Source organism: Rhodococcus sp. JCM 9793 (assembly GCF_055380405.1).
The window spans coordinates 455,276-480,023 of the sequence record NZ_AP043721.1; the positions used below are offsets into that span (position 1 = coordinate 455,276).

At 63.7% G+C, this 24,748-nt stretch carries 31 protein-coding genes and 1 tRNA gene; 11 read left to right on the plus strand and 21 right to left on the minus strand.

What is annotated here, in order from left to right; all coding sequences use genetic code 11:
* Nucleotides 1-32: 32 nt before the first annotated feature.
* Entirely contained in the window at nt 33-950 is a 918-nt protein-coding gene (locus ACZ46K_RS04230) for an NADP-dependent oxidoreductase (RefSeq protein ID WP_054805685.1), read from the minus strand.
* A 119-nt stretch (nt 951-1,069) separates the two neighbouring features.
* On the opposite strand from ACZ46K_RS04230, the gene ACZ46K_RS04235 reads away from it, so the two are divergent.
* Nucleotides 1,070-1,510, plus strand: coding sequence for a winged helix-turn-helix transcriptional regulator (locus tag ACZ46K_RS04235; protein WP_054805684.1), 441 nt, complete (start codon nt 1,070-1,072; stop codon nt 1,508-1,510).
* A gap of 10 nt (nt 1,511-1,520) precedes the next feature.
* Here ACZ46K_RS04235 and ACZ46K_RS04240 read toward each other — a convergent pair whose 3' ends face one another.
* The 4 genes from ACZ46K_RS04240 to ACZ46K_RS04255 form a co-directional block, all read right to left on the minus strand.
* Nucleotides 1,521-2,003: a DinB family protein gene (locus ACZ46K_RS04240; protein ID WP_464746845.1), complete on the minus strand. Its 483-nt coding sequence runs from the start codon at nt 2,001-2,003 to the stop codon at nt 1,521-1,523.
* A gap of 130 nt (nt 2,004-2,133) precedes the next feature.
* Nucleotides 2,134-2,406 carry a GlsB/YeaQ/YmgE family stress response membrane protein gene (locus ACZ46K_RS04245; protein WP_054805683.1) on the minus strand — a complete coding sequence of 91 codons (273 nt, stop codon included), beginning with the start codon at nt 2,404-2,406 and terminating at the stop codon, nt 2,134-2,136.
* Between the two features lie 141 nt (nt 2,407-2,547).
* Complete coding sequence (locus ACZ46K_RS04250; RefSeq protein WP_464746847.1) at nt 2,548-4,113, minus strand: MFS transporter; 1,566 nt, start codon at nt 4,111-4,113, stop codon at nt 2,548-2,550.
* Between the two features lie 56 nt (nt 4,114-4,169).
* The gene (locus tag ACZ46K_RS04255; protein WP_464746848.1) at nt 4,170-5,120 is read right to left on the minus strand and encodes a sucrase ferredoxin; all 951 of its coding nucleotides are present in this window, start codon (nt 5,118-5,120) and stop codon (nt 4,170-4,172) included.
* 107 nt (nt 5,121-5,227) lie between these two features.
* On the opposite strand from ACZ46K_RS04255, the gene ACZ46K_RS04260 reads away from it, so the two are divergent.
* The 3 genes from ACZ46K_RS04260 (at nt 5,228) to ACZ46K_RS04270 (ending at nt 7,379) form a co-directional block, all read left to right on the plus strand.
* Nucleotides 5,228-6,163, plus strand: coding sequence for an ABC transporter substrate-binding protein (locus ACZ46K_RS04260; RefSeq protein WP_464746850.1), 936 nt, complete (start codon nt 5,228-5,230; stop codon nt 6,161-6,163).
* A gap of 118 nt (nt 6,164-6,281) precedes the next feature.
* Entirely contained in the window at nt 6,282-6,932 is a 651-nt protein-coding gene (locus tag ACZ46K_RS04265; RefSeq protein ID WP_464746851.1) for a PaaI family thioesterase, read from the plus strand.
* 81 nt (nt 6,933-7,013) lie between these two features.
* Complete coding sequence (locus tag ACZ46K_RS04270; protein WP_464746853.1) at nt 7,014-7,379, plus strand: hypothetical protein; 366 nt, start codon at nt 7,014-7,016, stop codon at nt 7,377-7,379.
* Between the two features lie 9 nt (nt 7,380-7,388).
* Here ACZ46K_RS04270 and ACZ46K_RS04275 read toward each other — a convergent pair whose 3' ends face one another.
* A complete protein-coding gene (locus ACZ46K_RS04275) occupies nt 7,389-8,030 on the minus strand; it encodes a dihydrofolate reductase family protein (RefSeq protein ID WP_054809869.1) in 642 nt (213 codons plus the stop codon).
* A 250-nt stretch (nt 8,031-8,280) separates the two neighbouring features.
* Between ACZ46K_RS04275 and ACZ46K_RS04280 the strand changes: the two genes are divergently transcribed.
* On the plus strand, nt 8,281-8,715 hold the full coding sequence (locus ACZ46K_RS04280) for an anthrone oxygenase family protein (RefSeq protein WP_054805681.1): 435 nt from the start codon (nt 8,281-8,283) through the stop codon (nt 8,713-8,715).
* A 20-nt stretch (nt 8,716-8,735) separates the two neighbouring features.
* A complete protein-coding gene (locus ACZ46K_RS04285; protein WP_464746855.1) occupies nt 8,736-9,842 on the plus strand; it encodes an alpha/beta hydrolase in 1,107 nt (368 codons plus the stop codon).
* Between the two features lie 12 nt (nt 9,843-9,854).
* On the opposite strand, the gene ACZ46K_RS04290 is transcribed toward ACZ46K_RS04285, so the two are convergent.
* The 7 genes from ACZ46K_RS04290 to ACZ46K_RS04320 form a co-directional block, all read right to left on the minus strand.
* A complete protein-coding gene (locus ACZ46K_RS04290) occupies nt 9,855-10,205 on the minus strand; it encodes a hypothetical protein (protein ID WP_054805680.1) in 351 nt (116 codons plus the stop codon).
* A gap of 21 nt (nt 10,206-10,226) precedes the next feature.
* A complete protein-coding gene (locus ACZ46K_RS04295; protein ID WP_054809870.1) occupies nt 10,227-10,580 on the minus strand; it encodes a VOC family protein in 354 nt (117 codons plus the stop codon).
* Between the two features lie 208 nt (nt 10,581-10,788).
* Nucleotides 10,789-12,039, minus strand: a complete 1,251-nt coding sequence (locus tag ACZ46K_RS04300; RefSeq protein WP_464746857.1) for an MFS transporter — start codon at nt 12,037-12,039, stop codon at nt 10,789-10,791.
* Between the two features lie 19 nt (nt 12,040-12,058).
* Nucleotides 12,059-12,976, minus strand: a complete 918-nt coding sequence (locus ACZ46K_RS04305) for a TauD/TfdA dioxygenase family protein (protein WP_054809865.1) — start codon at nt 12,974-12,976, stop codon at nt 12,059-12,061.
* 68 nt (nt 12,977-13,044) lie between these two features.
* A complete protein-coding gene (locus ACZ46K_RS04310) occupies nt 13,045-14,115 on the minus strand; it encodes a PhnD/SsuA/transferrin family substrate-binding protein (protein WP_464746859.1) in 1,071 nt (356 codons plus the stop codon).
* Nucleotides 14,116-14,180: 65 nt separating this feature from the next.
* Nucleotides 14,181-14,924, minus strand: a complete 744-nt coding sequence (locus ACZ46K_RS04315; RefSeq protein ID WP_054809866.1) for an ABC transporter ATP-binding protein — start codon at nt 14,922-14,924, stop codon at nt 14,181-14,183.
* On the minus strand, nt 14,914-15,651 hold the full coding sequence (locus ACZ46K_RS04320; protein WP_464746861.1) for an ABC transporter permease: 738 nt from the start codon (nt 15,649-15,651) through the stop codon (nt 14,914-14,916). The genes ACZ46K_RS04315 and ACZ46K_RS04320 overlap by 11 nt, the downstream gene beginning before the upstream one ends.
* Nucleotides 15,652-16,121: 470 nt before the next feature.
* Between ACZ46K_RS04320 and ACZ46K_RS04325 the strand changes: the two genes are divergently transcribed.
* Nucleotides 16,122-16,598: an SRPBCC family protein gene (locus tag ACZ46K_RS04325; RefSeq protein WP_054809867.1), complete on the plus strand. Its 477-nt coding sequence runs from the start codon at nt 16,122-16,124 to the stop codon at nt 16,596-16,598.
* A gap of 171 nt (nt 16,599-16,769) precedes the next feature.
* Here ACZ46K_RS04325 and ACZ46K_RS04330 read toward each other — a convergent pair whose 3' ends face one another.
* Nucleotides 16,770-16,958 (minus strand): ChaB family protein, encoded by a 189-nt coding sequence (locus tag ACZ46K_RS04330; RefSeq protein WP_054805675.1) that lies wholly within the window; start codon nt 16,956-16,958, stop codon nt 16,770-16,772.
* Nucleotides 16,959-17,063: 105 nt separating this feature from the next.
* Between ACZ46K_RS04330 and ACZ46K_RS04335 the strand changes: the two genes are divergently transcribed.
* Entirely contained in the window at nt 17,064-17,603 is a 540-nt protein-coding gene (locus ACZ46K_RS04335; RefSeq protein WP_054809868.1) for a putative immunity protein, read from the plus strand.
* A gap of 20 nt (nt 17,604-17,623) precedes the next feature.
* Here ACZ46K_RS04335 and ACZ46K_RS04340 read toward each other — a convergent pair whose 3' ends face one another.
* The 3 genes from ACZ46K_RS04340 to ACZ46K_RS04350 all read right to left on the minus strand — a co-directional run bounded on the left by ACZ46K_RS04340 (nt 17,624) and on the right by ACZ46K_RS04350 (nt 19,181).
* Nucleotides 17,624-18,019: a RidA family protein gene (locus ACZ46K_RS04340; RefSeq protein WP_464749232.1), complete on the minus strand. Its 396-nt coding sequence runs from the start codon at nt 18,017-18,019 to the stop codon at nt 17,624-17,626.
* A gap of 179 nt (nt 18,020-18,198) precedes the next feature.
* Entirely contained in the window at nt 18,199-18,681 is a 483-nt protein-coding gene (locus ACZ46K_RS04345; protein ID WP_054806889.1) for a flavin reductase family protein, read from the minus strand.
* Entirely contained in the window at nt 18,678-19,181 is a 504-nt protein-coding gene (locus tag ACZ46K_RS04350) for an NADPH-dependent FMN reductase (protein ID WP_054806890.1), read from the minus strand. Before ACZ46K_RS04350 ends, ACZ46K_RS04345 begins: the two co-directional genes overlap by 4 nt.
* Nucleotides 19,182-19,386: 205 nt before the next feature.
* On the opposite strand from ACZ46K_RS04350, the gene ACZ46K_RS04355 reads away from it, so the two are divergent.
* Nucleotides 19,387-19,824: a carboxymuconolactone decarboxylase family protein gene (locus ACZ46K_RS04355; RefSeq protein WP_054806891.1), complete on the plus strand. Its 438-nt coding sequence runs from the start codon at nt 19,387-19,389 to the stop codon at nt 19,822-19,824.
* Between the two features lie 30 nt (nt 19,825-19,854).
* Here ACZ46K_RS04355 and ACZ46K_RS04360 read toward each other — a convergent pair whose 3' ends face one another.
* Together ACZ46K_RS04360 and ACZ46K_RS04365 are read right to left on the minus strand one after the other, a co-directional pair.
* The gene (locus ACZ46K_RS04360; RefSeq protein WP_054806892.1) at nt 19,855-20,334 is read right to left on the minus strand and encodes a nucleoside deaminase; all 480 of its coding nucleotides are present in this window, start codon (nt 20,332-20,334) and stop codon (nt 19,855-19,857) included.
* A 544-nt stretch (nt 20,335-20,878) separates the two neighbouring features.
* The gene (locus tag ACZ46K_RS04365) at nt 20,879-22,258 is read right to left on the minus strand and encodes an MBL fold metallo-hydrolase (protein ID WP_464746863.1); all 1,380 of its coding nucleotides are present in this window, start codon (nt 22,256-22,258) and stop codon (nt 20,879-20,881) included.
* Nucleotides 22,259-22,485: 227 nt separating this feature from the next.
* Here ACZ46K_RS04365 and ACZ46K_RS04370 point away from each other — a divergent pair, with 227 nt between their 5' ends.
* Nucleotides 22,486-22,755: a metal-sensing transcriptional repressor gene (locus ACZ46K_RS04370; RefSeq protein WP_054809871.1), complete on the plus strand. Its 270-nt coding sequence runs from the start codon at nt 22,486-22,488 to the stop codon at nt 22,753-22,755.
* 178 nt (nt 22,756-22,933) lie between these two features.
* Here ACZ46K_RS04370 and ACZ46K_RS04375 read toward each other — a convergent pair.
* Both ACZ46K_RS04375 and ACZ46K_RS04380 read right to left on the minus strand, forming a co-directional pair.
* Nucleotides 22,934-23,016, minus strand: a tRNA-Leu gene (locus ACZ46K_RS04375).
* A gap of 53 nt (nt 23,017-23,069) precedes the next feature.
* The gene (locus ACZ46K_RS04380) at nt 23,070-23,372 is read right to left on the minus strand and encodes a hypothetical protein (protein WP_464749523.1); all 303 of its coding nucleotides are present in this window, start codon (nt 23,370-23,372) and stop codon (nt 23,070-23,072) included.
* On the opposite strand from ACZ46K_RS04380, the gene ACZ46K_RS04385 reads away from it, so the two are divergent.
* The gene (locus ACZ46K_RS04385) at nt 23,262-24,632 is read left to right on the plus strand and encodes a DUF3662 and FHA domain-containing protein (protein WP_464749233.1); all 1,371 of its coding nucleotides are present in this window, start codon (nt 23,262-23,264) and stop codon (nt 24,630-24,632) included. The genes ACZ46K_RS04380 and ACZ46K_RS04385 overlap by 111 nt on opposite strands.
* The last annotated feature ends 116 nt before the right edge of the window (nt 24,633-24,748 follow it).

Sequence of the window (24,748 nt, forward strand, 5' to 3'; positions counted from 1 at the left end):
CCATCGCCGAAACGTGACACCAGTGGCGAAATCTAGGGCTCGATGACGTAGCGGCCGCGCACCCCGCCCTTCGCAACGGCTCGGTGTGCGTCTGCGGTCTGCTCCAACGGCACTACCGCGTGCACGCGGGCCGGTAGTTCTCCCGAAGCGGTGCGGGCGAGTAGTTCGGCCAGTCGAGGCCCGTTCGGTGTCGTGTCCACCGCGGTCGTGGTGATGCCGCGCTCCGTGGGCGGTTCGCCGTTCGGCCGGACACCGACGAACGCCCCACCGTCGCGGATCAGGGGTATCGCCTGCTCCTGTAGGGCTGCAGCGTCGGCGACGGCGTCCCAACCCGACTCGGCGTGCGTGGTGAAGTCGGCTCCGAGGCCGCGCACGAACTCTTCGTCCTCGGCTCTGGCGAGACCGGTCACCTGCCAGCCGCGGTCACGTGCGAGCGACAGCAGGTATCCCCCGACGGCGCCCGCTGCTCCGGTGACGAGCAACCGGTCGGCGCTCGCGGGTGCGTCACCGAGCAGGTCGACGATCTGGGCCGCGGCGAGACCGTTGATCGGCACCGTCGCTGCGTCGACCAGTTCGAGATCGTCGGGCACGACGGCAACGTCAGCGGCGGCGACGACGAGTTGCTCGGCGTAGGTGCCGAAGTCGCGGTCGAATCCGATGACGGCTCCCGCGACACGGGCGCCGACTGCCAGGTCCGCCCCCGGCCCGGCTGCGAGGACGGTTCCGGCGAAATCCATACCCAGACCGGTGCGTTCGGGCTGGTCGATCAGGCCCGCAGTGTGGAAGAAGCCGCTCGCGACCGCGAGATCGACGGGATTGATCGTTGCGGCAGCGATCCGAACACGGATTTCACCGGGACCGGGTTCGACGACGGGAACGTCGACGATCTCGATCGAGTCGGGTCCGTTCGGGGTGCGAACGACTGCCGAGCGAAAAGTGGATGTCCCCATGATTCTCTCCTCGAGTCTTGCGTTTCAATGCGATACCACTTCACTATTGAGGGGTAACTCTCCAACGGGAAGTACGCACTTCGAAGTGCGTAACTCTCCTCGGAAGAAAAGAGCGTTCGATGCCGACGATGACCGCAGCACAGAAGCGAGCACAGGAACACCAGGAGTACGACGCATTCCTCGCGCAATGCCCCAGCCGCCAATTGCTCGACCGGATCTCCAACAAGTGGGTCGCGCTGATCATGGCCGCGCTCGGCAGCGACGGCCCGCAGGGGCCTGGCAGATGTGCTGGTGATCCGCGCGCGATGCGGTATTCCGAGTTGTCGCGCAGGCTGGCCGGAGTCAGCCAGAAGATGCTCACCCAGACGTTACGTTCCCTCGAACGCGACGGCATGCTCACCCGCACCGTGACGCCGACCGTGCCGATCACCGTCAGCTACGAGCTGACCGATCTCGGATTGTCGCTGCACCAGGTGATCCGTGGCATCAAGGATTGGGCCGAAGCGAACATGGACGAGGTGCACGCCCATCGCGAGACATACGACGCCGACAGCGAGTGACTGCAGATCGTCAATGATCGTTCGCGGCCAGCAGATCGCGAGTGATCTCGAGTTGCCCGAGGTGCTGCGACAGTTCACGCACGATATGCAGTAGAACCCACGTCGGACTGGCAGTCTGTGTATTGCTTCGCGTAGTGCCTACGGCGGTGCGATCACGGATGCCTTCGGTCAATGCGATTCTCACCCAGCCGGGGAATCGTCGACGCAGCCGCTCGACCTCATCACACAGGTCTCGCGGGTCGCCGTGCGCCTCGAACTCGGCGTCTCGATCGCGTGGGATGCGCAGGCCGGCGATCAGTGATCCGCCCCAGTAGTCGGTCATACCGACACAGTGGGTGACAATCGCGTAAGGGCTGTTGGCACCGGGTAACGCCGGAACGGTGTTCGCCTGCTGATAGCTCATCCGAGACAGGATCTTCCGCATGTGATCCAGTGACTCGTCCGCGATCGCCATCACGGCTTGGCATATCTCGTCGACGTCGGTTCCTGCCATGCCCGCGAGGATAACCCCGGTCACACCCCTACGCTGAACACAGACAAGATTGCCGCGGCCGACTTCTAGCCGGCCGCGGCAATTCCGATTTCGAACACCGCATCAGCGGCGGATCAGTGTGTATTCACTGTCAACGACGAGCACCACGCCCGGTGACAGCCTTGACAACGAACAACAGGATCACCGCACCGAGCAGGCACGTCAGGAAGCTGAAGATCATGCCGCCGCCCTGGACATCGACTCCGAACAGCCCCAACAAGAATCCGCCGAGCAACCCACCGACGATGCCCACGACGATGTTGAGAAGGATGCCTTGCTGCGCGTCGGTCCCCATGATCTTGCTGCCGATCCAACCGGCCAGACCGCCTATGATGATCCAGCCGAGGATTCCCAGTCCGAGCATCGTTACAAATCCCTTCTCCTATGTGGATGCAGTCGATGTCCGGCATCGGGCAACCCGTACCGGACCTCAACAGCATTGATGCCGAGTACCCATTGGACGGCGAATTCACACATGCCACTCTCGTCACTGCGCGACGGCACCCTACTTCGAGTCCTCGGCGGCATAGCGGGCCAACAACTCGCGCTCCGCCTCGCGCTTCGGAAAGACGAAGAACACCAGAGCCGCACCGATCAAGACGATCGCGATCGCTGCTGCATACGCGCGCGTGTCTCCGTCGAGGAACGCCTCCCGGGCTGCCGCAATGATCTGCGGCGCATACTGCGGATACTGCTCCGCGATGTTCGCCGCACCCGCGAACGACTTCTCCAATGCTGCCTGAGTCTGCTCGCTGACCGACGACGCCTGCGGATTCGCGGCGATGGTGGTTGCGAACGACGCCGTGTACCCCGCCGTGAGCAGCGCTCCGAGAATCGACTGCACGATCGCGCCGCCGAGGTCACGCTGCAGATCGGCGGTGCCCGACGCCATTCCCGCCCGCGATACCGGCACCGAACCCGTCAGCGAATGAGATGCCGGCGTGCCTGCCAAACCGACACCGGCGCCGAGGAACATGAAGCCCAGCGCGACCGCCCAATAGTGGGCGTCGTCGTCCCACATCGTCAGTGCGACCACGAGCCCCAACACGATCGCGACGTACCCCGACAGCAATGTGAACCGCGCCCCGTGCGACTCCACGAGTTTCGCCGACTGCGGCGCCACCAACACCATCACCACTGCGGCAGGCAGCGCCGCCGAGCCTGCCGCCAGGGTCGAGTAGCCGAGCACGTTCTGCAGGTACTGCTGGCTGATGTACATCGTTCCCATGAGCGTGCCGAACACGACGATGCCGGCGACCGCCGCGACCCAGAAGATCCGGCGACGCGCCACCCGCAGGTCGAACAGCGGATTCCGCGCGCGTAGCTGCCGAAGCACGAACAGGACACACGCCGCGACGGCAATCACCAACGCGGACACCGCGACGGTCATCATTCCGTCGACCGGCGCGAAGTTGATTCCGACGACGAGCGACCCGACCAGCACCACCGACACGATGCCGCCGAGATGATCGACGGGATCGGTCGATTCGTTGACGTGACTCGGCACGAACACCACCGTCAGGCCGAGCGCCAGAAGCGCCAACGGAATCGTCACGAGGAAGACGGACCCCCAGAAGAATCCTTCCAGCAGCGAGCCTGCGACGAGCGGTCCGAGGGCAGTGAGTCCGCCGCCGATCGACGACCACAGCGCAATCGCACGGGTGCGCGCGGCACCCGACCACAACGCCGTGATCAGCGCCAACGTCGTCGGGTAGGCCAGACCGGCAGAGATCCCCCCGATCACACGCGCCAGGAACAGGATCTCCTCGTTCGGCGCGAACCCTGCGACGAGCGACGCGGGGACCGACAGTGCCATACCGAGCATCAACATGGACTTGCGTCCGTAGCGGTCGCCGATGGCACCGAGATAGAGCACGGACGCCGCAAGACCGAGCGAATATCCGACAGCGATGAGGTTCAGGCTCGTCTGGGTCGCATCGAACGCCTTCCCGATGTCGGGCAGCGCGACGTTCGCGACGGCGAGATTCAGGTTCGCCACCGCTGCGACGAGGATCAACGATGCCAGGACCAACGGTGCGCGGGTGGGACTGCCCTCGTGGGGTGTGGTCACAGAACAATGGTGCGCGATTCGCTGCGTGTCCGGTCCGGTTCGCAGGAAGTGGTCGGCTACCTATCCGAGGGAGACCGCTCTTCAACGCTGTCGACGATCCAGCGATGCCAGGTCACTGCCGAATCGACTATGCACCCGTGCCCGAAGGTAGGCTCGGGTGGACCCTGCCGGATCAGCACCCGGTAGTCCCGTCCGGCTATGCGCATGTCGACGGCCACGGAACCGTCCGGTGTGGTTGTTTCAGATACCTGCTCGATCGCATCGATTGCGTCGAGGCCTGTTCTTTCGCGAATGGTGTGCTCGGCGACCTGCGCCGATGGTGATAGGGCTGCACGGCCACGTAGATGGCCGAGTGGCATGCGGCCGGAGAGTACCTCCCGGGCGGTGACCACCGCGGATTCCGGCCCCAACCGGCTGAAGTACAGACCGGCCGGGAGCGCGATCATGTTCGCCGCAAAGCGATCTCCCCCGATGTGCGTGCACTCCCACACGTCGGCGCCGTCGACGGCGGCCACCGCGTTCACGATCGGTCGGCCGAGTTCGGCGCAGCAGGCATCCTTCTTCCCGTGCGTGCACACTGCGAAAATCGGTATGTGCCGTGCAACACCGACGTCCGGTTCCTCACCGCGGGCGCTCGACTCGAACGGCAGGTCCACAAGGTCCCCATAACCAGCGACGGTGCCCTCCCGCATCCATTGCCGCACACCATCGGACCACGCGAGGATCCACCGCGGCTCCACCACGTTGCGATCGCGTGGGCGTCGGATCAGCGCCAGGCGGACAGGCCCGCCCGCCGATTCGATCCGTCGGACGAGTGCGTCCGGCAGAACTTCACCCGGTGCCGACTTCGGCCACGGGCCCGCATGTTCGATCAACACCCATAGTCGTGCGCGACCCGCGCGTGCCAGCATCGACTCGCCGGCCTCCGACGATCGTCGCGTGCACGCATCGCACCGTCGGCTCGTCTGGTGATTCTCGACAGCCGGGGTCTCACTGTGGGGTGTCACAGGTCCTCTTCGCTAAGTAAGTTAGGCTCACCAAACCTGAGCAGTACATTCCGGTCGCGCTGCACCCGAACATGCTCCGCGTTCGGTGCATGCATCGAGGAGCGCAAATGCAGCAGAACACACGACGACGAGTCGGACGCTTGGTGGCGGGAGCCGTCGTCGGCGCCCTCGCGTTGTCCGCGTGCAGTAGCGGAACCGAGGAAACAGCCGACCAGACGGCATCGTCTCGCGTCGTCGAGCATGCTCGGGGCAGCACAGAGGTGCCGGGCAATCCCCAGCGCGTCGTTGTCCTCGAACCCGTTCAACTCGACACATCCATCGCGCTCGGTGTCGTCCCTGTCGGCGCAGCTGTTCTCAGCGAGTCGGCCGGTGTGCCGGCCTACCTCGGCGATGAGGCCTCGACGGTCGAGCTTGCCGGAACTGTCGCGGCTCCGAACCTCGAGAAAATCGCCGCACTCGACCCCGACTTGATCATCGGTACCCAGACCCGGCACGGCGAGATGTACGAACAGTTCGCCGCCATCGCCCCGACCATCTTCATGGCCTCGCAATCCGACCCGTGGCAGGACAACGTCCGCTTCGTCGCCGACGCACTCGGCCGCAGCGATGATGCGCAGGCATTGCTCGACAATTACACCGATCGCTGCGACGAGGTCGCGACCGAACACAACACCGAGGGTAAGACGGCACAGCTGATCCGGCCCCGCGACGAACAGCTCACGCTCTACGGCCCCGTATCCTTCGCCGGCAGCGCCCTCGAATGCGCGGGATTCACCATCCCGCCCCGCGATTGGGAGAACTCGATCTCGGTCGACGTGTCGTACGAGCACGCCACCGAAGCACGTGCCGATGTCGTGCTGGTCACCAGCGCGACACCTGACGACCCCACATCGATTCCCCCGGTCGTGACCGATTCGGAAATCTTCCCGAACATGCACGTCGTCGACATGGCGTACTGGATCACCGGTGTCGGCCCGCTCGGCGGACTTGCGGTTCTGAATGATCTGGACGCGATACTCACCGAATCCGCTGACTCGAACTGATCACCGGCACAGGGACACAATCCCGGTCCCGATCAGCGGAAACGCGACGAGAACCACCACGTCCACGGCCTATCGTCGACCCCGCACGGTGTTCGGTCGGGCGAGGACAAGGGAGATCATGACCTCTTCTACTCCGGTGGATTCTCACAGCGAAGGCGTCGAGATTTCTTCCCCACCCACCGGTCATGTGATCGAGGAAGTCGTCGACGCAACACGACGCATCATGGCGTCGGTGCTGCACACCGGACGTGACAACCCGCACCTCGCGCGCATCCGCGACACGTTGCGCGAGATCGCCGATACGCTCGACGAGCACTCCCCCGACGTCGGCGCCCGACTGATCGAAATGTGGGATGTCGATGGCCCGACCCGGCACAGCCCGGTCACGGGCATCGACAATCCCATCGCACCTCCCCTGCAACTCCGCGGGTACGACGACGGATCTGTCAGTGGTGACACCACTCTCGGTCTTCCCTACCAAGGTCCGCCCGCGAAGGTACACGGCGGCGTGTCGGCACTGATCCTCGACCACACCCTCGGAATCGCGAACGACTTCGCGGGCCAACGCGGTATGACGAAAGAACTCACCGTTCGGTACCACCGCGTGGCACCCCTGTTCGAACCCTTGACCGTCAGAGCCCGCCAGGTGTCGTGCGACGGACGAAAGATCCACACAACCGGAGAGATCAGCACCGCCGACGGTCAGGTCTGTGTGTCGGCCGAGGGGCTGTTCATCGACAGATACCTTCCGCGGCCGCGCGCCGAGTGACGTGTTTCCCCGACCGAAGAGATCCGGGAGTTCCCTGATGTGCCGCGGCGCCCACCATGATGAAATCCGATCATGGACTTCGTGACCGCTGCCGATGCAGACCCACCCCACTTCGTGGGTATTTCCGTGGCCGCAGTACTCGTCGCGCTCGTCGTACTGCTGATCGTCGTCGCCTTCAGTCACCATCGGAAGCGGATATTCACAAGACTGGCCATCAGCGTCGGCTGCATGGTCGGCCTGTACCTGATCGTCCGTGGAGTCGCCGAATTCTTCATCATCGACTACCGCGATCCGGCGAGTTACCGCGACGATTGGGGTGGACCGAGTCTGCTCGGAGTCTTCGCGGTCCACACCGGACCGGGGCTCATCGCATTGATCGTGGCCGGCTACGCGATCCGCAGGAGACTCACCGACCGCGCAGTCTCGCGGCAGGCAGTCTCACGGTAAGCCACGCCGTCACTTCCTCCAGAACAAGTGGTGAGTGACGCCGCTCGGACTGGGCACCACATCGAGATGGAATCGGTCGAGTAACTCGTCGGGCGACTCCCACAGGCGAAGGCCACTACCGAAGGTCACGGGCGACACCACCACATGCAGGGTGTCGACGAGATCCGCGTCGAGGAATTCCTTGACGGTGGTGACCCCACCGCCGAGTCGGACGTCTTTGCCGTCCGCGACCTTCTTTGCCTGTTCGAGGACCGTGGCCGGGTCTCCGTCGACGAAATGGAACGTGGTGTCGCCGAGCGTGAACGACGGACGTTCGTAGTGGGTCATCACGAAGACCGGCGTGTGGAACGGCGGTTCGTCACCCCACCATCCGAGCCACTCGTGATCGGCCCAGGGGCCACGTTGCGGACCGAACTTGTTACGCCCCATGATCTCGGCGCCGATGTTGTGCGCGAAGTCGCGTGCGAAGTAGTCGTCGAGGCCACGACTTCCACCCGGCTCGGTGCGATTGGGCCAGCTCGCCGTAGCGCCGGCCCACGCGAGCAGCTCGCCGTGGTCGAGACCGAACGGGCTCTCGAAACTCTGATTTTCCCCTGCAGCGATGCCGTCGCTCGACACGGTGAAATTCTGGACTCTCAGCAGTTGACTCATACGGTTCTCCACTATTCGTCGTTGATGGCACAGAGTGAGACTGCTCGAGTCCACGAAAGTCATCGCGCGTCACAACTGCGAACGCACTCCGTCCCAGGCCGCACAAGCACCGGTCAGAGATCATCATCGGTGAACCACCGGCAGGCGGGAGGCATTTCGGACAGGTGCCCGGATCTGTGCCGCGTCGGTGGCGTGCCTGATGTCTTTGTGGATGCGGCGAACTGCGGGTCGACAAGAGCATCATGGCTGCATGTCGATACTCGGTCTCATCACACTCGTCCTGCACGGAACCCTCGCCGGCCTGTACTACTCGTTCTCGATGTCGGTGATCCCCGGACTCAAAGCGATCGACGCCGACGCAGCCGATACTGCTATGCGGAGCATGAATCGTAAGATCCTCAGCCCGTGGCTGTTCGTCCCGTTCTTCGGCGCCCCGATCCTGGCTCTCGTATCCGGACTCTTCGCAGAGGGGTCGTCAGCGCTGTGGTTCTTCGCCGCGGCCGCGGTCAGCTTCGTCGGCTCCCTTGTCGTTACAGTCGTCGTCAACATTCCACTGAACAACTCGCTCGATTCCAAACGCATCGGATTCTCCGAATTTCATCCCCGCTGGAACACATTCAATGTTCTGCGTGCGGTATCGTCCGTCGCGTCACTCGTTCTTGTCGGCGTCGGGCTCACCGGCTGAAGCAATCGGAAAGGACCGGGATGCGGTCGGTATCTGCAAGGCGAATCAAGACCACCGTCGTCGCAGGAACTCTCGCGACGATGATTGCAGCCACTGCGGGTAGCGGCATCTCGTTCGCACAGGATCAAGTGCCGAACGACCCTATTGTCGCGGCTCAATCCTTGCTTGCAGATCCGGTGTCGCCGAATGGTTCCCGAATTGTCTCGAGCGAGTTCGACGGGCAGTATCTGACTCTGCAGGTCCACTCCGCAGCGATGGACGAAGACATCACGGTCCGAGTCCAGCGCCCACGCGACGCGTCTGCAGCTCGACCCGTGTTGTACCTGGTCAACGGCGCCGGAGGTGGTACCGATGCCGCAACGTGGTGGGCCAACACCGACGTCGGCGATTTCCTGAAGACACAGGACGTCAACGTGGTGATGCCCATCGGCGGCGCGTTCTCGTATTACACCGATTGGAAGCGCGAAGACCCGAATCTGGGTCTCAACAAATGGCAGACGTTCTTCCTCGAGGAACTTCCGCCACTGATCGATGGCGCGCTGGGCACCAACGGCGTGCAGGCCATCGCAGCGAACTCGATGACAGCGACCGCGGTACTTCAATACGCAATTGCCAAGCCCGGTTTCTATTCCGCAGCGGCCGGTTACAGCGGCTGCGCACAGACCTCCGATCCGATCGGCAAGGAATTCGTCAAACTCGTCGTCGAAACCTGGGGAGGCGGCGACGTTCGCAACATGTACGGCGAGGACGACGATCCGGCATGGGTGGAGAACGATCCGGTGGTCAATGCCGAAGGTCTACGCGGAACCGAGCTGTTCATCTCCGACGCCACCGGGCTGCCCGGCCCGCACGAAACCCTCGGCAATGAGTTCACGGTCGTGGAACCGGACGCAAGTGTCGAGGATCAGGCGCTGGCGTTGGCGAACCAGGTTGTGGTCGGCGGGGTGATCGAGGCTGCGGTGCACTGGTGCACGACGAACCTGCAGACCCGTTTGAACGAACTCGATATCCCGGCGACGTTCGATCTACAACCCAGAGGGACACATTCGTGGGGATATTGGCAGGACGCCTTCTACCAGTCGTGGCCGCTCCTCGCCGATGCACTGGGTTTGCCGCCTAGCCAGTGATTTGCCGGTCCGTCAGTGTGTTCGAGCTTCGGTGAGATCGGGTCCTGCGGGGAAAGGGAGCGTGAACTCCTGCCCGACATCGCCGATCGCGTCCGACACCGCGGTGGTGACGATGACACGGTCCTCGTAGAGGTGCCTGATCCGCACCGTGTGCCCACGGTAGTGGAATCGGTTCATCAAGAAGCGCAGGCCCAAGTCCTCGAGGACTTCCTCGGCTGCATTCCAGTCGGAGACCGTTGGGAGGGGCCGGCCCAGGCGGTCGATGGGAATGAGGTTCGGTTCCTGAGATTCCATGTCGATCCAACCGATGACCTCACCATCCTCACGACGGTGCGGAATCCAGTGGCTGGGAAGGTCGCTCATGGCCTCACCCTATCCGGATGGTCAATACAGGTGTGCGAGCACGTTGATCACTGTGCCACTCGGATCCTCCACGAAGAACCGTCGCACGCCCCATGGTTCGTCGGTGAGCGGATAGACCACAGGCGTGCCTCTGCGTATCGCTTCGGCGTGGGCGGCGTCGACGGCGGCCGGCGTCCCGACATCGATCCCGAAGTGCGGCGCTGGGGTCTCCATCCCGTGTGGCGGGATCAAGACCTGCGCGCTGGGATTGTCCGAGGACTGTAACCCCAGCACCGGATCGTCCATCGCTACATCCAGCCCGAAGACCTCGACGTAGAACGCTCTGGATGCTGCAAGATCGTGTCCGTCGGCGTAGGGAATGATTCTTTTGATCATCGTCGTAGCATCACAGTTCATCCGCAGTCCGTATTGGACGAATGGGAACACACGCCTATGACTCAGGGCTCGTCAGCGAGGGTCGGCGTTCCCGTCCGAACTCGGACCGTGGCCCGGACACTCGTACACGTAGCGGCGCAACCGATGACGAGACGGTGAGTGGGAGCTAGCTCGGGTCGATTTCTGCGAACGAGTCAGACGGCAGCGATCAACAGGACAAGTTGGACGGCGTCGAGGGCATGCTCTCGGCCTTTGCGTTGGTGGCAAGAGACTTCGGGGAGGGCACGTATCGCGGAATGTACCGCCACATCACGGCTGCGCCCACGATACCGAGCGCATCGATCGTCATGGCGCCCGCTGCGAGCGAGACCGCCGCGACCGCGCCGACCACCAGCGGGCCCGTGAGCGACCCGGTGTCGTGGGTCAGACGCCATGCGGCGAGGAACTCGGCGCGACGATCCGGCGGAGAGACGTCGGCGCCGAGTGTCATCACAAGCCCGTTGCTCATGCCGTTGCCGGCGCCGAGGACTACCGCGACCACGATGAGCCACCATAATTCGTGGATGAGCGGAAGTATCAGAAACGCGGTGCCGAACAGCAACAAGGCCGGTATCGCGGTCACGAGGCGACCGCATTTGTCCATGAGAACACCCGCGGGGTAGGCAAGCAGCAGGTCCACCGCACCGCTGATCCCGAACACCAGCGCCACCGTGGCAGGCGCAACGCCGATGTGCTCGGCCCATAGCGGCAGTACCGCTTCACGCGACGCGCGCGATGCTCCGACGAGCATCGATCCCGCTCCCAGCGTCAGGAGCACGACGTGGTGGGATCGCGCGACACCGAGAACTCCCTCTCCACCCTTATCGGACCGTTGCGGCTCCGGGACCGTCGACCTCGTGATGAGTATGCCCGCGACGATGATCGCCACGAACTCCACCATCAATCCGCCTTGGATACCGAATCGATGCACGGCAACGGCCCCGACGAACGGCCCGACCAGAAATCCTGCGCGGTGCATAGCCGCGTTTGCCGAGATACCGCGGGCACGCATGTGTATCGGGAGGGCGCCTGCGAGATAGCTCTGTCGGGCCAAGCCCCACACCGCCATTGCGAACCCGGTGAGTACTGCACCGATGGCCAGGATTGCCGGGTTCGGAGCCAACAGCGAGACGAGCACACCCGTCGCACCGAAAACAGTGCCTCCGATGATCGCCTGCTGTTCCCCGAATCGTGCCACGATGGATCCCGATGGCAGATCGCCGAGGACCGCACCGAGTGCGATCATCCCGACGATCATGCCCGCGACAGGTACCGAGGCACCCAGATCTCGGGCGAGGAGGGCCATCATCGGAGCACCCGCGCCGGTACCCAGACCGAATATCGCGGACGGTATGAACAGGGACGTGAAGAATGGACGTAGGCCCGCAGAGGGTTCCGTCTCCCGTGTGCGGGCGAACATCGAACTCCTAGATAGTGGATCAGACAGCGTTGAAAGGGTCGCCCTCGAGCGCAACGGACTCGGTTCCGTCGGGACCGACGGGCACATCCCCCTCGAGAGTGATGCGGTAGAGCCGACGGTCGTGTTCGGTCGTGAGATCCGACGGTGCCAGATGCACAGCGGAACGGTTGTCCCAAAATGCAACCGAGCCCGGCTCCCACTTGAAGCGCACGGTGTATTCGGGGCGGCCGAGCTCTTCGTAGAACAATCCGAGCAGACGACGGCTCTCATGCGCGGAGACACCGGCGATGTACTGGGTGAAACCGGGGTTGACGTACAGAGCCTTCTCCCCCGTCTCCGGATGCACACGCACCACCGGATGCTCGGTCACCAGCGGACGGCGCTCGACACGGCGGAGGTAGTCCTCGGTGGGCTTCGACCCGGCACCCGGCGTGAACTGGTGCACCGCACGTAGTTCGTCGGCCAATCGTTGCACCGGCGCCGACAGACCGTCGTACGCCGCGACGGCGTTGGACCACTGTGTGTCACCGCCGTAGGGAGGCAGTTCCTCGGCACGCAGAATCGATGCGAACGGCGGATTGACCGCGGCGGTCACATCCGCGTGCCAGCGCACCTTGTCGTAACCACTGTTCTTCGCGACCCGAGCCTTGAACCGATCTCGGAAGATCGGGTAGATGGTGGGGTAGTTCTCGTCCGGAATCGAATCGAACAACGGGTGAGCCGGGGTCGGATTACCGAAATAGGACGCGAACCGCAGGTGCTGGTCGTGATCGAGGAACTGCTCTCGGAAGAACACCACCTTCCACTTCAGCAGGGCCTCACGGACGGCGGTGATCTCGTCGTCCGTGAGGTCGCGCGTCAGGTCGATACCCCGAATCTCTGCACCGGCGTATCCGGACTGGGGAATGATGTCGAGTCTGGTGCCGGCCTGGGTCATGGTGAACTTCCCTTCATCGAAATTATCTGGGCTGTAGGAACTTCAGAAGCTTCAGGAGTCACAGAGCGTCACGGCAACGGTTGCGGTTCGGATCCATCCGCGTTGTTCTGTGCGTCGACGATGTCGTTGTAGCGGTCGTCCACATAGGATTCGATTTCGACCGCGGTGGACATGGTTCCGGTCTCGAGCAGTCCGTCGGCGACCGTCCGGAACAGCGCGATCGACTTCTCGTCGATCGGGTAGTACTTCCCGGTACCGATGTGGTCGAGCAACGACTTCCCGTCCTCCGGTGTCATCCCCTGGGTGCCCACGTAGTACGCATCGACCCATTCGTCGGGATGAGAAGTGATCCAGTTGTTCGCTGCGACGGAACGCCCGACGAGATCGCCGATGGCGGCAGACTTCGCAGGATCCTCGAGCGTCTCCCTGCGGACGATCAGCGTGTTGATTCCGGTGTTGATTCCGGTTCCGTCGCCGATGATCGGCGGCGCACCCACCTTGTAGTACTGGACGCCCGTGAGGATAGCGGCGTCGACGGCACCCGACGCGAACGTCGGCGCGACCTCGGCGCCGGCGAGCTCGACGGCCTCGATGTCCGTCTTCGGATCGAGCCCGGCCTGGGCGAGGAGACCGGCGACGATCATGTGCCGTCCGGTCCCCGGTGGATACGCGACCTTCTTGTCCTTCAGGTCGGCGACGGTCTCGATTCCACTTCCGGGCTGTGCGGCGAGGAAGTACCCGCCGCTGCTTCCCGGATTCGCTTCGAGGCCGATGGCGACGATGTCGGTGACGCCACTGGCAACTGCGAGTGGAATAGGAGCCTCGCCGACCGCTCCGATGTCGGCAGCGCCGGAACGGAGCGCTTCGATGACCGCGGGTCCACCGCTGAAGTCGGCAAACTCGAGTGAGTACGGAAGTTCCTCGGTGGCACCTGAAAGCTGCAGCGGCAGAGACCGGCTCGCATTCTGCTCGGCAACGACGAGCGAGGTGCCCTCGGGAATGTCATCGCTGCTGTGGGCGATCGTCGCCTCGGCGAGGGCTTCCTGCCCGTCGGCCCCGGACAGCCCACATCCGGAGACCGCGAACGCGATCGCCAATGCGGGCAGCAGAAGCCACCGTGATCCTTCTGTATTCGGCACAGCCTGTTCCTTCGTCGTCGAACTGTGGTGGTTGTGCTCTGCACCCAGAGCGAGGAGCCTGCGGATCATTGCGCGTCCGGTTCGTCGCCCACGCCGAGCTCGGTGAGCAGCTGTCGCCGCAGCTCATTGAATTCCCGGGAATCGCGAGAGCGGGGCTTCGGTATCTCGACGGGTGAGGACAGCGAGATCGCCCCGTCGGTCAGTACGATCACGCGATCTGCCAACAGGATTGCTTCGTCGACGTCGTGGGTGACCAGAAGCACGGCAGGGCGGTATTTGGCCACGAGCTGCTGGAGAAGCCCGTGCATCTTGATTCGGGTGAGCGCGTCCAGAGCACCGAACGGCTCATCGAGCAGGAGCAGTTCGGGTTCCCGGACGAGGGCGCGCGCGAGTGCCACACGCTGCGCCTCGCCTCCCGAAAGGGTGTGCGGCCAGGCCCTGGCCTTGCTTGCGAGCTGAACCTCGTCGAGCGCGGCGAGAGCATCCGCGCGGGTCTGCGCATTGTCGGGGCGGCCGATATTGACGTTGGTCAACACCTTCTGCCACGGAAGCAGGCGTGGGTCCTGAAAGACGATCGCCTGTTGGGCGGGAACACGGAGGTGCCCCTCCACATCGGCGTCCAGCGCACCCAGTGCCCGCAGGAAGGTCGATTTACCGGATCCGCTCCGACCGAGCAACGCAACGAATTCACCGGGGGCGATGTCGAGGTCGAGGCCGTCGAGCACCACCTGCTCGCCGAATACACGTCGCACCCCACGTGCGACGACCACCGGATTCGTCCTGGTCGGTTCGATCAGGTCAGTTCCCATCGAACGACCTCCTCCATGTGAGCAGGCGCGTTTCGAGTGCGCGGACGATGAAGATCGAAATCAGGCCGAGAATCGCATATACCGCGATGAGCACGAAAACCACGTCGAGCTGGAAGTACTCGCGGGCATCGCTCATCATGCGTCCGAGCCCGCGTTTCGCGTTGATCGTTTCGGCGAAGATCAGCGACAACCACGCGCCGGTCAGCGCCAACCGCAGCCCGATGAGGAATCCGGGGAGGGCCCCGGGAAGGATCACTCGGCGGATCAGTTCGGCGCGCTGCACACCGAAGGAGCGCGCAGCCTCCACCAGTCCGGCATCGACGCTGCGAATTGCCGAGAAGGTGTTGATGTAGATCGAGACAGCAACCGCAAGGGTGATGAGCAGTACCTTCGGGGTCTCGCTGATACCGAACCACACGATGAGGAGAGGAACGAGCGCGAAGTTCGGAACGGCCCTCAGCACCTCCATGTTGGCGTCGACGAAGTTCTCACCGACCCGCGACAATCCGGATATCAACGCGAGGACCAGCCCGAGCACGATGCCGAACAGCAAGCCGTAGCCCACCCGCAGGAGACTGATCGACATATGCTCCTGCAGTTCGCCGTTCGCAATCAGACGCCACGCTGCGGACAGCACCGACAAGGGCCTGGGGAGAGTGTTCTCGTTGAACAACCCGGTGCTCACCACGAGCTGCCAGACCACGATGATCAGGACAGGACCGATCATGCGCTGTACTGATCGAGGCACGCGGGATGAGCTCTGAGTCTTCCTGCTCAGCGCTGTCGGATCGATGAGCGCGGACTCCGCGTCAGCCGTCGTCGGCACTCGCACATCCGACTTCCGTGCCCTGTCGAGGATCGCCGCCATCGCTCAGCCCTCCTCGATCGCTGCGCCGAACAACCGGCGTCGCGAGTTGTTGCGCGGCATGCGAACTCCCTCGTCACTCTGAATCAGACTCCGGAAGTTCAACTCCGGGTCATGTGTTCGTCGAATGTAGAACGTGGGAGCGATGCGCGACGACCATTGAAATCGGCTTGATTACAAGGACTCGTCGATTCCGCGGGCCTGCCTGCTGGACGGCGAGCGTGTCGTTCCACGGGCTGTCGTTGTCGCGTGACCCGAACCGCCGGGCGAATGACGCTTCAGTTCCGGGAGCCGCAGGTGCACAGACGCCGATCATCTGACAGCATCGTCGAATGTCGACTGAGCGCATCGAAGTGCAACGCACCATCAAAGCCGATCCCGCATCGATATTCTCGGTGCTCTGTGACCCTCAGGGGCACGTTGCCATCGACGGATCCGGAATGCTGATGGATGCAGACGGCGACGTGGTGAACTCGGTCGGCGACAGCTTCGTCGTACACATGGATCGTGAAGCTCTCGGCGATATTCCCATGGGCGAATACGACGTGACGGTGGCCATCGAGACTTTTGTTCCGAACCGTGAGATTGCCTGGACCATCCTGGGAACCATCCGCCCGCCGATCGGGCACGTCTACGGTTACCGGATCGAACCGGTCGACGGCGGTTCCCTTGTGACCTCGTACTACGACTGGTCCGATATCGACCCGAAATGGCGTGAGGCAGGGATCTTCCCGGTCATCGCCGAAGGGTCCTTGAAGGCAACCCTCGGAATCCTCGCGCGCACCGTACACCGCGGATATCCACACTGATCAAAGTCCATTCGCGCTCGCCGAGGGCACGGTGGAGGCATTCGATGTCGACCAGCAACTCTCCCGCACCGTGGCGCACGCATTCGACGCGCTCGAACGAGGATTTCGGGGTTCCTGATCACATCAGAGGTCGCGGCCACCATCAGCTGCCTCCACAGCTGTCGCCGTGCATCAATCCTGCTTCGGCACCCAATGGTCGTTCTCGAGCTCGTACTTCTCCTTGACCGCCTCATAGGCGGCGCGCTCGGCCTCCTCGCCCTCACCGACCCTCTTCGCCGCGGCTTCATAGGCGGAGCCGTACAACTCCTGTACCTCCTTCGACGATCGACGCAGCGTGTGTGGAAGCTCGAACCGATCCACGTGGGCATCCCTTCTTCGGCGACGGACATGCTGTGCACCCATTGTGGGTCGGTCGGCCGCAGCGCGGTGCCGATCGGGCGAGTTCGACGATGAGAGGATCGAGCCATGACGTCCGTGATCGGTGACTTCGAACTGACGCACGAGGAACTGCGCGTAGTGGCCCGCTACGTCGCCGAGTCTGCACAGGAGGTTCTGCCCCTGTTCGAGACGATCAGGCCCGACGATCCCCGACCTCGCGCCGCCCTGGATGCCGCCTGGGAGTTCATCGGCGGTGCACGCCGCACCAAGCTCCAGCGCGTCACCTCGATGGACGCGCACCGCGCGGCCGCCGACGCTCCCACCGAGGTCACCCGTCTGGCGGCACAAGCCGCCGGCGACGCCGCGTCGGCTGCCTATCTGCACCCGATCGCGAAGGCCCACCAGGTCGGGCACATCCTTCGTGCGGCAGTCAACGTAGCGCGTATCGCCGAGATCGAAGCCGGCGACGACCCTGCCGTCGGGGACGAGATGATCGAGCGGGCGCGCACACGAGCCACTCCGGTGTTGATCGACGTGCTGTGCCGGTATCCCGCCGCGCCGGCAGGCAGGAGCCGCGCCGCGCACCTCTTGACCGTCCTGGACGCCTCGCTCCGAGCATCCCGCTGACTCCTGCCGCTACCCACCCGTCACCCGACCGCGGTCCCCTCCAACTCGACCATCAGACTGGGGATCGCCAGCCGTGCCACTCCGAGCAACGTGCTGGTAGGTGCCACCCCGGCGACGTCCAGCCGCGAGGTCAGTAGGCCGTAGTGGGGGAAAAGCAGGTCGATGTCGGTGGTGTAGACGTTGAGCCGGACGAGGTTCGCAAGGGACATACCACCCTCGCCGAGCACGGCCTCCAGGTTGTCGAGACTCAGCGTCAACTGAGCCGCCATGTCGCCGTCATGCTGAGGCTCACCGTCGCCGTTCGTCGCCGTCTGCCCTGAGCAGTACAGCGTCCGAGTCTGTCCGGAGACGATCTCTCCCTGATTGAAACCCATCTCCATCGACCACTTCACCGGGTTCACCGCAATACGTTCCATTGCCACATCAGCTCCATTTCGATTCGACCGTGCGTACGTCCAACAGCGCGGAAGCCACCGTGACGCGACCGACTCGGGTCGATCTGGACCGAGCCTGGCAGGAACGCAGTGGTTGCGCTCGTCCTTCCATGACCGTGCCGCTGCGATCGCCACCCTCTACGGAGCGCCGTCCTGACAAGTCAGGACGCGATCAGGCGACGGAACGAACTGCGGTGGAACACGATCGGTTCGACATCGCAGTCGGTGAGCAGTTCCTTGATTCGGAGCACCACGATCGAATGGTCACCCGCCGGAACTTCCTGCTCGACCGTCACATCCATCCGCACACTCGTCCCCGAAACGAACAGTGCTCCCCCATTGCGGGTCTCGGTGTCGATACCGGCGAACCGGTCGCCGTTCTTCGAGGCGAGGACCCTGGCGGCACCGTCGTGCACATCGCTCAACACACTTATCCCCAGGTGTGGAAGAACGGACAAACGCGGCCAAGTGGTCGAGGTGTGCTGCACGCAGAACGAGACGAGCGGCGGGTCGAGCGACACCGGCACGAACGTGCTCGCCGCCATCCCGACGCGTTCGCCGTCGACGTCAGCGCAGATCGCAACCACACCCGATGGGACGTGGGCGAATGCCTCACGCAGTGCCGTGCCGTCGAGCGCGCTCATGCTGCCTCCGTCCTGGTTGCTGCAGCCAACACCGGCGACCAGCGTTCGGTGTAATCGGCGATGGCGGTGTCCGTCGTGTAGGTCGAGTCGAGGAGGTACAGGCCCGGCGCCGGCGTCGTTGCGCCCAGTTCCACCAATACCGGCTTGAGCAGCAGGTCGGGCGCCAGTGCATGCGCCGGACCGGCACCCAGCATGAGTGGCACCGCGACCACGTTGCGCAGTCCGTCGCCGGTGGCGAATTGATCGAGGAACAGTTTCAGTACGCCGGTGTATGTGGCTTTGAACGTCGGGCTGGCGAACACCACCAGGTCGGCCTCGGCGACGGTCGACACCGCGGCGGCGACGGCCTCGTCACCCCACCCGAGGAGACCTGCGCCGAGGCTGATCACATCGATCACGTGGTCGGGTTCCCGCCCGGTCAGCGCGGTCGCGAGCCGAGTTCCGGCATCGAGAGTTCGGGAGCCGGGCTTCGGATTGCCCGCCACGACGACGATCGACATAGTCACCTTCCAATCCTTCGGATGCCACCGTTCGGAAGACGAGGGCACCCGCCATCCTCCACTTTCACCTCGCCTCCGGGAACCCTTTCACGCACCTCGAGTGAATCTCCGACGCCTGATGCCCCGCGGCGCACAGACGATTTCGCTACCGTTGCCACCAGGTCCGGGCCGCATTCGCGGCGTAGTACCAACTCGAGGACGACAGATGAGCGATGTGAATCTCAGCAAGCAGCACCCCGCTGCGTACAAGCAATTGGCAAGCCTGAACGAGCAGGCCGAGACGGCGGTGAAGGAGGCGGGTCTGGACCCGCTCCTCGCCGAACTGGTGAAGATCCGGATATCGCAGATCAACGGGTGCGCATTCTGCTTGCGGATGCACACGCGCGACGCACTCTCCAAGGGTGAGACGACCGATCGGCTGGCCGTGGTCGCGGCGTGGTGGGAGTCGCAGTACTTCACCGCTCAGGAGCAGGCCGCGCTCGCCCTTGCCGAGCAGGTCACTCGACTACCGGTTCCTGAATCCGATGCGTGGGACGACGGATCCCTCACCGCGGAACAAGCGTCAGCGGTGAGCTGGCTTGCGATTGTGATGAACGCGTGGAATCGGGTGGCGATCACCAGCCACTATCCCGTCGCCCCCTGACCCATGGTCCCCCGCGCAGCCGAAACGAGGTCACTCACCGAGATGGCATCTGCGATGCAACCGACGGATCGCGTCCTCGAGTTCAGGTGCCGGACCTTCCACGATGATGTCCGGAGCAACCACCTCGATGGGAAGGGGCCGCACCGGTGCCGGCGGCACGCCCATTTCCTCGAGCCATCCGCTGAGCTGCTGTGAGGAGGCGGCATAAACGATTCTTCCGAGGCCGACCCAGCCGTGCGCAGCTGCACACATGGGGCAGTGCTCTCCCGAGGTGTAGACCGTTGCGCCCGCGCGGCTGTCGGGCGTCATGTTCTCAGCCGCCCACCTGGCCAGGGCGAATTCGGGATGACGAGTGTGGTCACCGTCCGCGATACGGTTGCGATCCTCCGCGAGGACTCGGTCGTCTGCATCGACGAGTACCGATCCGAATGGCTCGTCGCCTGCGAGCAGCGCCTCCTCAGCGAGTTCGATGCACCGATGCAGGCGCTCGAGATCCGCGTCGTTCACCACAGTCCGTGTCCCTTCATTCGAGTAGCCGGCGCAGCACATGCTGCGCTCGCACAACCACGTCGATGGATCGGTGATTCATGCCATGATCATGCAACCATCGGCAACGGTCCAGAGCACGGGATTATCGACGCGGACTCGAGTCAGAGCCACTAGGACACTTCGTCGACGGCGCCGAACAATGAACACATGACCTCGATGAGCCACGACGATAGCGGTGGTACTCATCGCGGGGCTGAATCTCGCGGAGCGCGCGGGAGGAAGCAGTCGCTCCGGCCGTTCCTGGTCTCGCCCCGACCTCATCCATGGATGACCGGATCAACGGCGGAGGATCCGTCGCCACGTCCGGGGACGCTCTGCGCTCCGAGTACTTTCGGTGCTGCACGTGCAACGGTCGGCAACGGGCACGGAACGCATGACTACGTCGACGTGTTGTCCGCATCCGTCCCAGCCGGTCTTTCCACAGTTCGGGCAGGTAACGGGATAGCACACTGTGAGTTTCTCCTCTGGTGGTGAATCGTCGGGGTGTCGGTGACCGGTGTGGTGATCAAGCCGGGATTCGCGCGGCGGCCCAGGCGTCGTATCCGCCGACGAGATCCGTCACGTTCTCGATGCCCTCGGCACGCAACAACGATGCCGCAACACTCGAGCGCCATCCACCGGCACAGTGCACGACGATCGGCTTGTCGGTGGTCACCTCACGGATGCGAGCGCGGATCTGTGCCAACGGAATCGAGCACGATCCGGGGATCCACCCCGCCTCGTGCTCGCCGGGGTTGCGGATGTCGAGGACTGTGACAGCATCCTCGGCGCGGAGCTCGTCGAGCTCCTCGACGGTCACCCTCGGGGCGGATCGAACCAGGTCCTCCAGTGCCACCGGGAACACACCGCCATGGTCGACGGCGAGATAACCGATCGCGTTGTCGGAGCCGATCCGGGCGAGGCGCATTGCGGCGTCCTGGCCTTCCCCGGGGTAGGTAACCAGCACGATCCTCGCCCCCACGTCGGCGACCATGCCTCCGGTTTCGGCGAAGCGTCCGTCGAAACCGACGTTGACCGATCCCCGCAGGTGTCCGGCGGCGAAGTCGTCGACGCTGCGGGCATCGAGAACCCTGGTGCCGGACTCGAGTTCGACACGCGCCTCCGTCAGGCTCAGCTCGCTGATGGTGCGATCGTGAGGAAGCAGGGGGTGCACCCGCTTGTTCATCGCGGCGTCTACCGCGAAGTAGGACGGGGCGGCAGGCTGACCTTCGGTGACCAGTGCAACGAAATCATCTTCGCTCATCGGCTGCACCGAGGGGTTGGTGGCACGCTGCTCGCCGATAGTCGAGGTGAGCTCGGTCGAGAGGTTCTTTCCGCACGAGGAACCGGCACCGTGTGCAGGCATGACGACAATCTCATCGGGGAGCGTCAGCAGCTTCTCGTGCACCGTGTTGTACATGGCCTTGGCCAGGTCTTCGGTCGACGAATCTCCGATGTTGACCAGATCGGGGCGCCCCACGTCACCGATGAACAGTGAGTCACCGGTCAGGACGGCAGTCGGGGTCGCGGTGGGATTCTCACGCACGAGAACCGAGATCGACTCCCAGGTGTGTCCCGGTGTAGCGAGGATCTCGAGTTCGACGGTGCCGAGCGAGATGCGCTCGCCGTCCACCAAACGACGGATCGGGTAGTCGGTCTCTGCGACCTCTCCGAATCCGATCCACGAACCCGTCGCATCCACCAGTTCGAGATGCCCGGAGACGAAGTCAGCGTGGAAGTGGGTGTTGATCACACCAACTATCGTAAGTCCGTATTTCTTTGCATCGGAAAGGTATTCGTCGATGTCTCGGCGTGGGTCGACCACGATCGCCCTTCCGGTGGACTCGTCGCCGATCAGGTACGACGCGTGCGACAGGCACTCGATGTAGTACCGCTCGAGAATCATGCGTTCCTCCTTCAGGCTTGACCAGCAGGGCCCCCTGCCTCCTGGACAAGGGTGGCATATACCCCCAGGGGTATGCAAGTACCCCTGGGGGTATACCTCGAAACGTCCCATTGGACATGCTGTCCGTTGAAATCAATCGGGTCGGAGACAACACCTCGCCGCCACCACGACCGCACCCACATACCCCCGGGGGTACTGTGGACGCAACCATCGAGAAAGGCATCACCATGGTCGGAGACGACGAAGCCATCAAGACCGTACTCAACAGGCTCAAGCGCGCCCAGGGTCAATTGGCGGGTGTGATCACGATGATCGAGGACGGACGGGACTGCAAAGAGGTCGTCACTCAACTCGCCGCTGTCTCACGAGCACTCGACCGCGCCGGCTTCAAAATTGTGGCGACCGGCTTGCGTGAATGCCTCTCCGGCGACTCGACCGAGTCGGGCGAACCTATGACCGAAGCGGAACTCGAGAAACTGTTCCTGGCACTGGCCTGAAGCAATGTGATGGCAGGCAGACTTCCGCTGCTTCCAGACAGATACAGCACCCGTGACGTGTTGCATCTGTCTGGAGCGTGCGCTTGTCCATAGATACGACGGTCGGCATACAAAAGGAGGTCACGTACTCTTTCGAGTTCGTGACCTCGCCTGCTGCAATTCATCGAATTGCATTCTGTGGGCGAAGGGGGACTTGAACCCCCACGTCCCGAAGGACACTGGCACCTGAAGCCAGCGCGTCTGCCATTCCGCCACTCGCCCGAGCAACGCAGAAAACAGTAACACAGGGCATACCAAAACACCGATTCACCAGGTCAGGGCCATTTTTGTGGGTGGATCGAGGCATGCAACATGTCAGGTTGAACACGCGGAGTAATCCGCCCGGTCGAATCCGAGCAAAAGTAGATACCATGCAGTAGCGAGATCTGCACCCACGACACGCTGTGACCGGAAAGGGGGTCGTCATGGGTATCGCCCAACGCTTCGAGCGAAAGCTCCAGGCTGCGATCGGCGACGCGTTCGCCCGCGTCTTCGGTGGCGGTGTCGTCCCCCAAGAAGTCGAAGCTGCACTCCAGCAGGAGGCAACCGACGGCGTCCAGCAGCTTGATCGTGGCCATATGTTGGCCCCGAACAAGTACGTCATCACCATCAGCGACTCCGATCACGAGGCCTTGGCGGCGGATCGGGACTTGACTGTGAAGGCGTTCGCGCGTCACCTTGAGGACTTCATTCGCGAACAGGGATGGCAGACATACGGTGAGATCCAGGTTGTATTCGAGTCTTCTTCGGCACTGCACACCGGGCAGTTCCGCACACACGGCTCGGTCGACCCCGAGGCAGGGCGTCCGCAGACGCACGCCCCGTCACAGCGGACCCCGCAGAACCGTCCAACAGTGACCCCCGAACCAGGAGTTGGCTCCATGACGCAGAACCCCGGCTACGAACCAAGCCGTGACCCCGCCGAGGCGGAAGCACAGTACGCACGAAACGGTCACGCGCACGGCGGCCAGGATCAGCGCTACGCACAGGGCTACAACGGTGGTTACGCTCCCCAGGGCGGCGGGTACGACGATCAGGGCGGTTACGACCAGCAGGCCTACGGCGCTCAGGGTTACGACCAGCAGGCCTATGACCAGCAGAGCTACCAGCAGCCGGGGTACGACCAGCAGGGTTACGGCGCACAGGGCTACCAGCAGGACCAGGGCGGCTATCCGCAGGATCAGGCCTACGGCCAGGACCAGGCGTACGGCCAGCAGGCCGATCAGGCCTACGGACAGCAGGCCTACAGCCAGGACTACGGCCAGCAGGGCTACGCAGACCCCGGCTACCAGCAAGCCGACCCGGGCTACCAGCAGGCCGACCCCGGCTACCAGCAGCAGGGGTACGCAGCAGGTGCGGGCTACGACCAGGGCTACGCAGACCCCGGCTACCAGCAGGCCGACCCGGGCTACCAACAGCAGGCATACGGCCAGCAGGGCTACGCAGATCAGGGCTACGCAGACCCCGGCTACCAGCAAGCCGACCCGGGCTACCAACAGCAGGCATACGCAGGTGGCGGCTACCAGCAGCCCCCGGCCGCTGCCGGCCGCGTTCTGACGGCCACCCTGCAACTCGAGGACGGCAGCGGGCGCTACTACCAGCTCCGCGAGGGCAGCAACATCATCGGTCGCGGGCAGGACGCTCAGTTCCGCCTCCCCGACACGGGTGTGTCCCGCCGCCACATCGACATCCGCTGGGACGGACAGGTCGCGATGCTCTCCGATCTCGGGTCGACCAACGGCACTACGGTGAACAGTGCTTCAGTGCAGGACTGGCAGCTCGCCGACGGCGATGTGATCCGTGCAGGCCACTCGGAAATCCTGGTTCGCATCCTCTGACCAGCGGGAAAACCGGCTCACCGGATCCGCAGAACTCGTCCGAAGCGCGAGCTGCGGATCTGACTCTGCATGGAGTCGGTCGATGTCCGTATTGTGAGTGACCGCACCGAACCGGA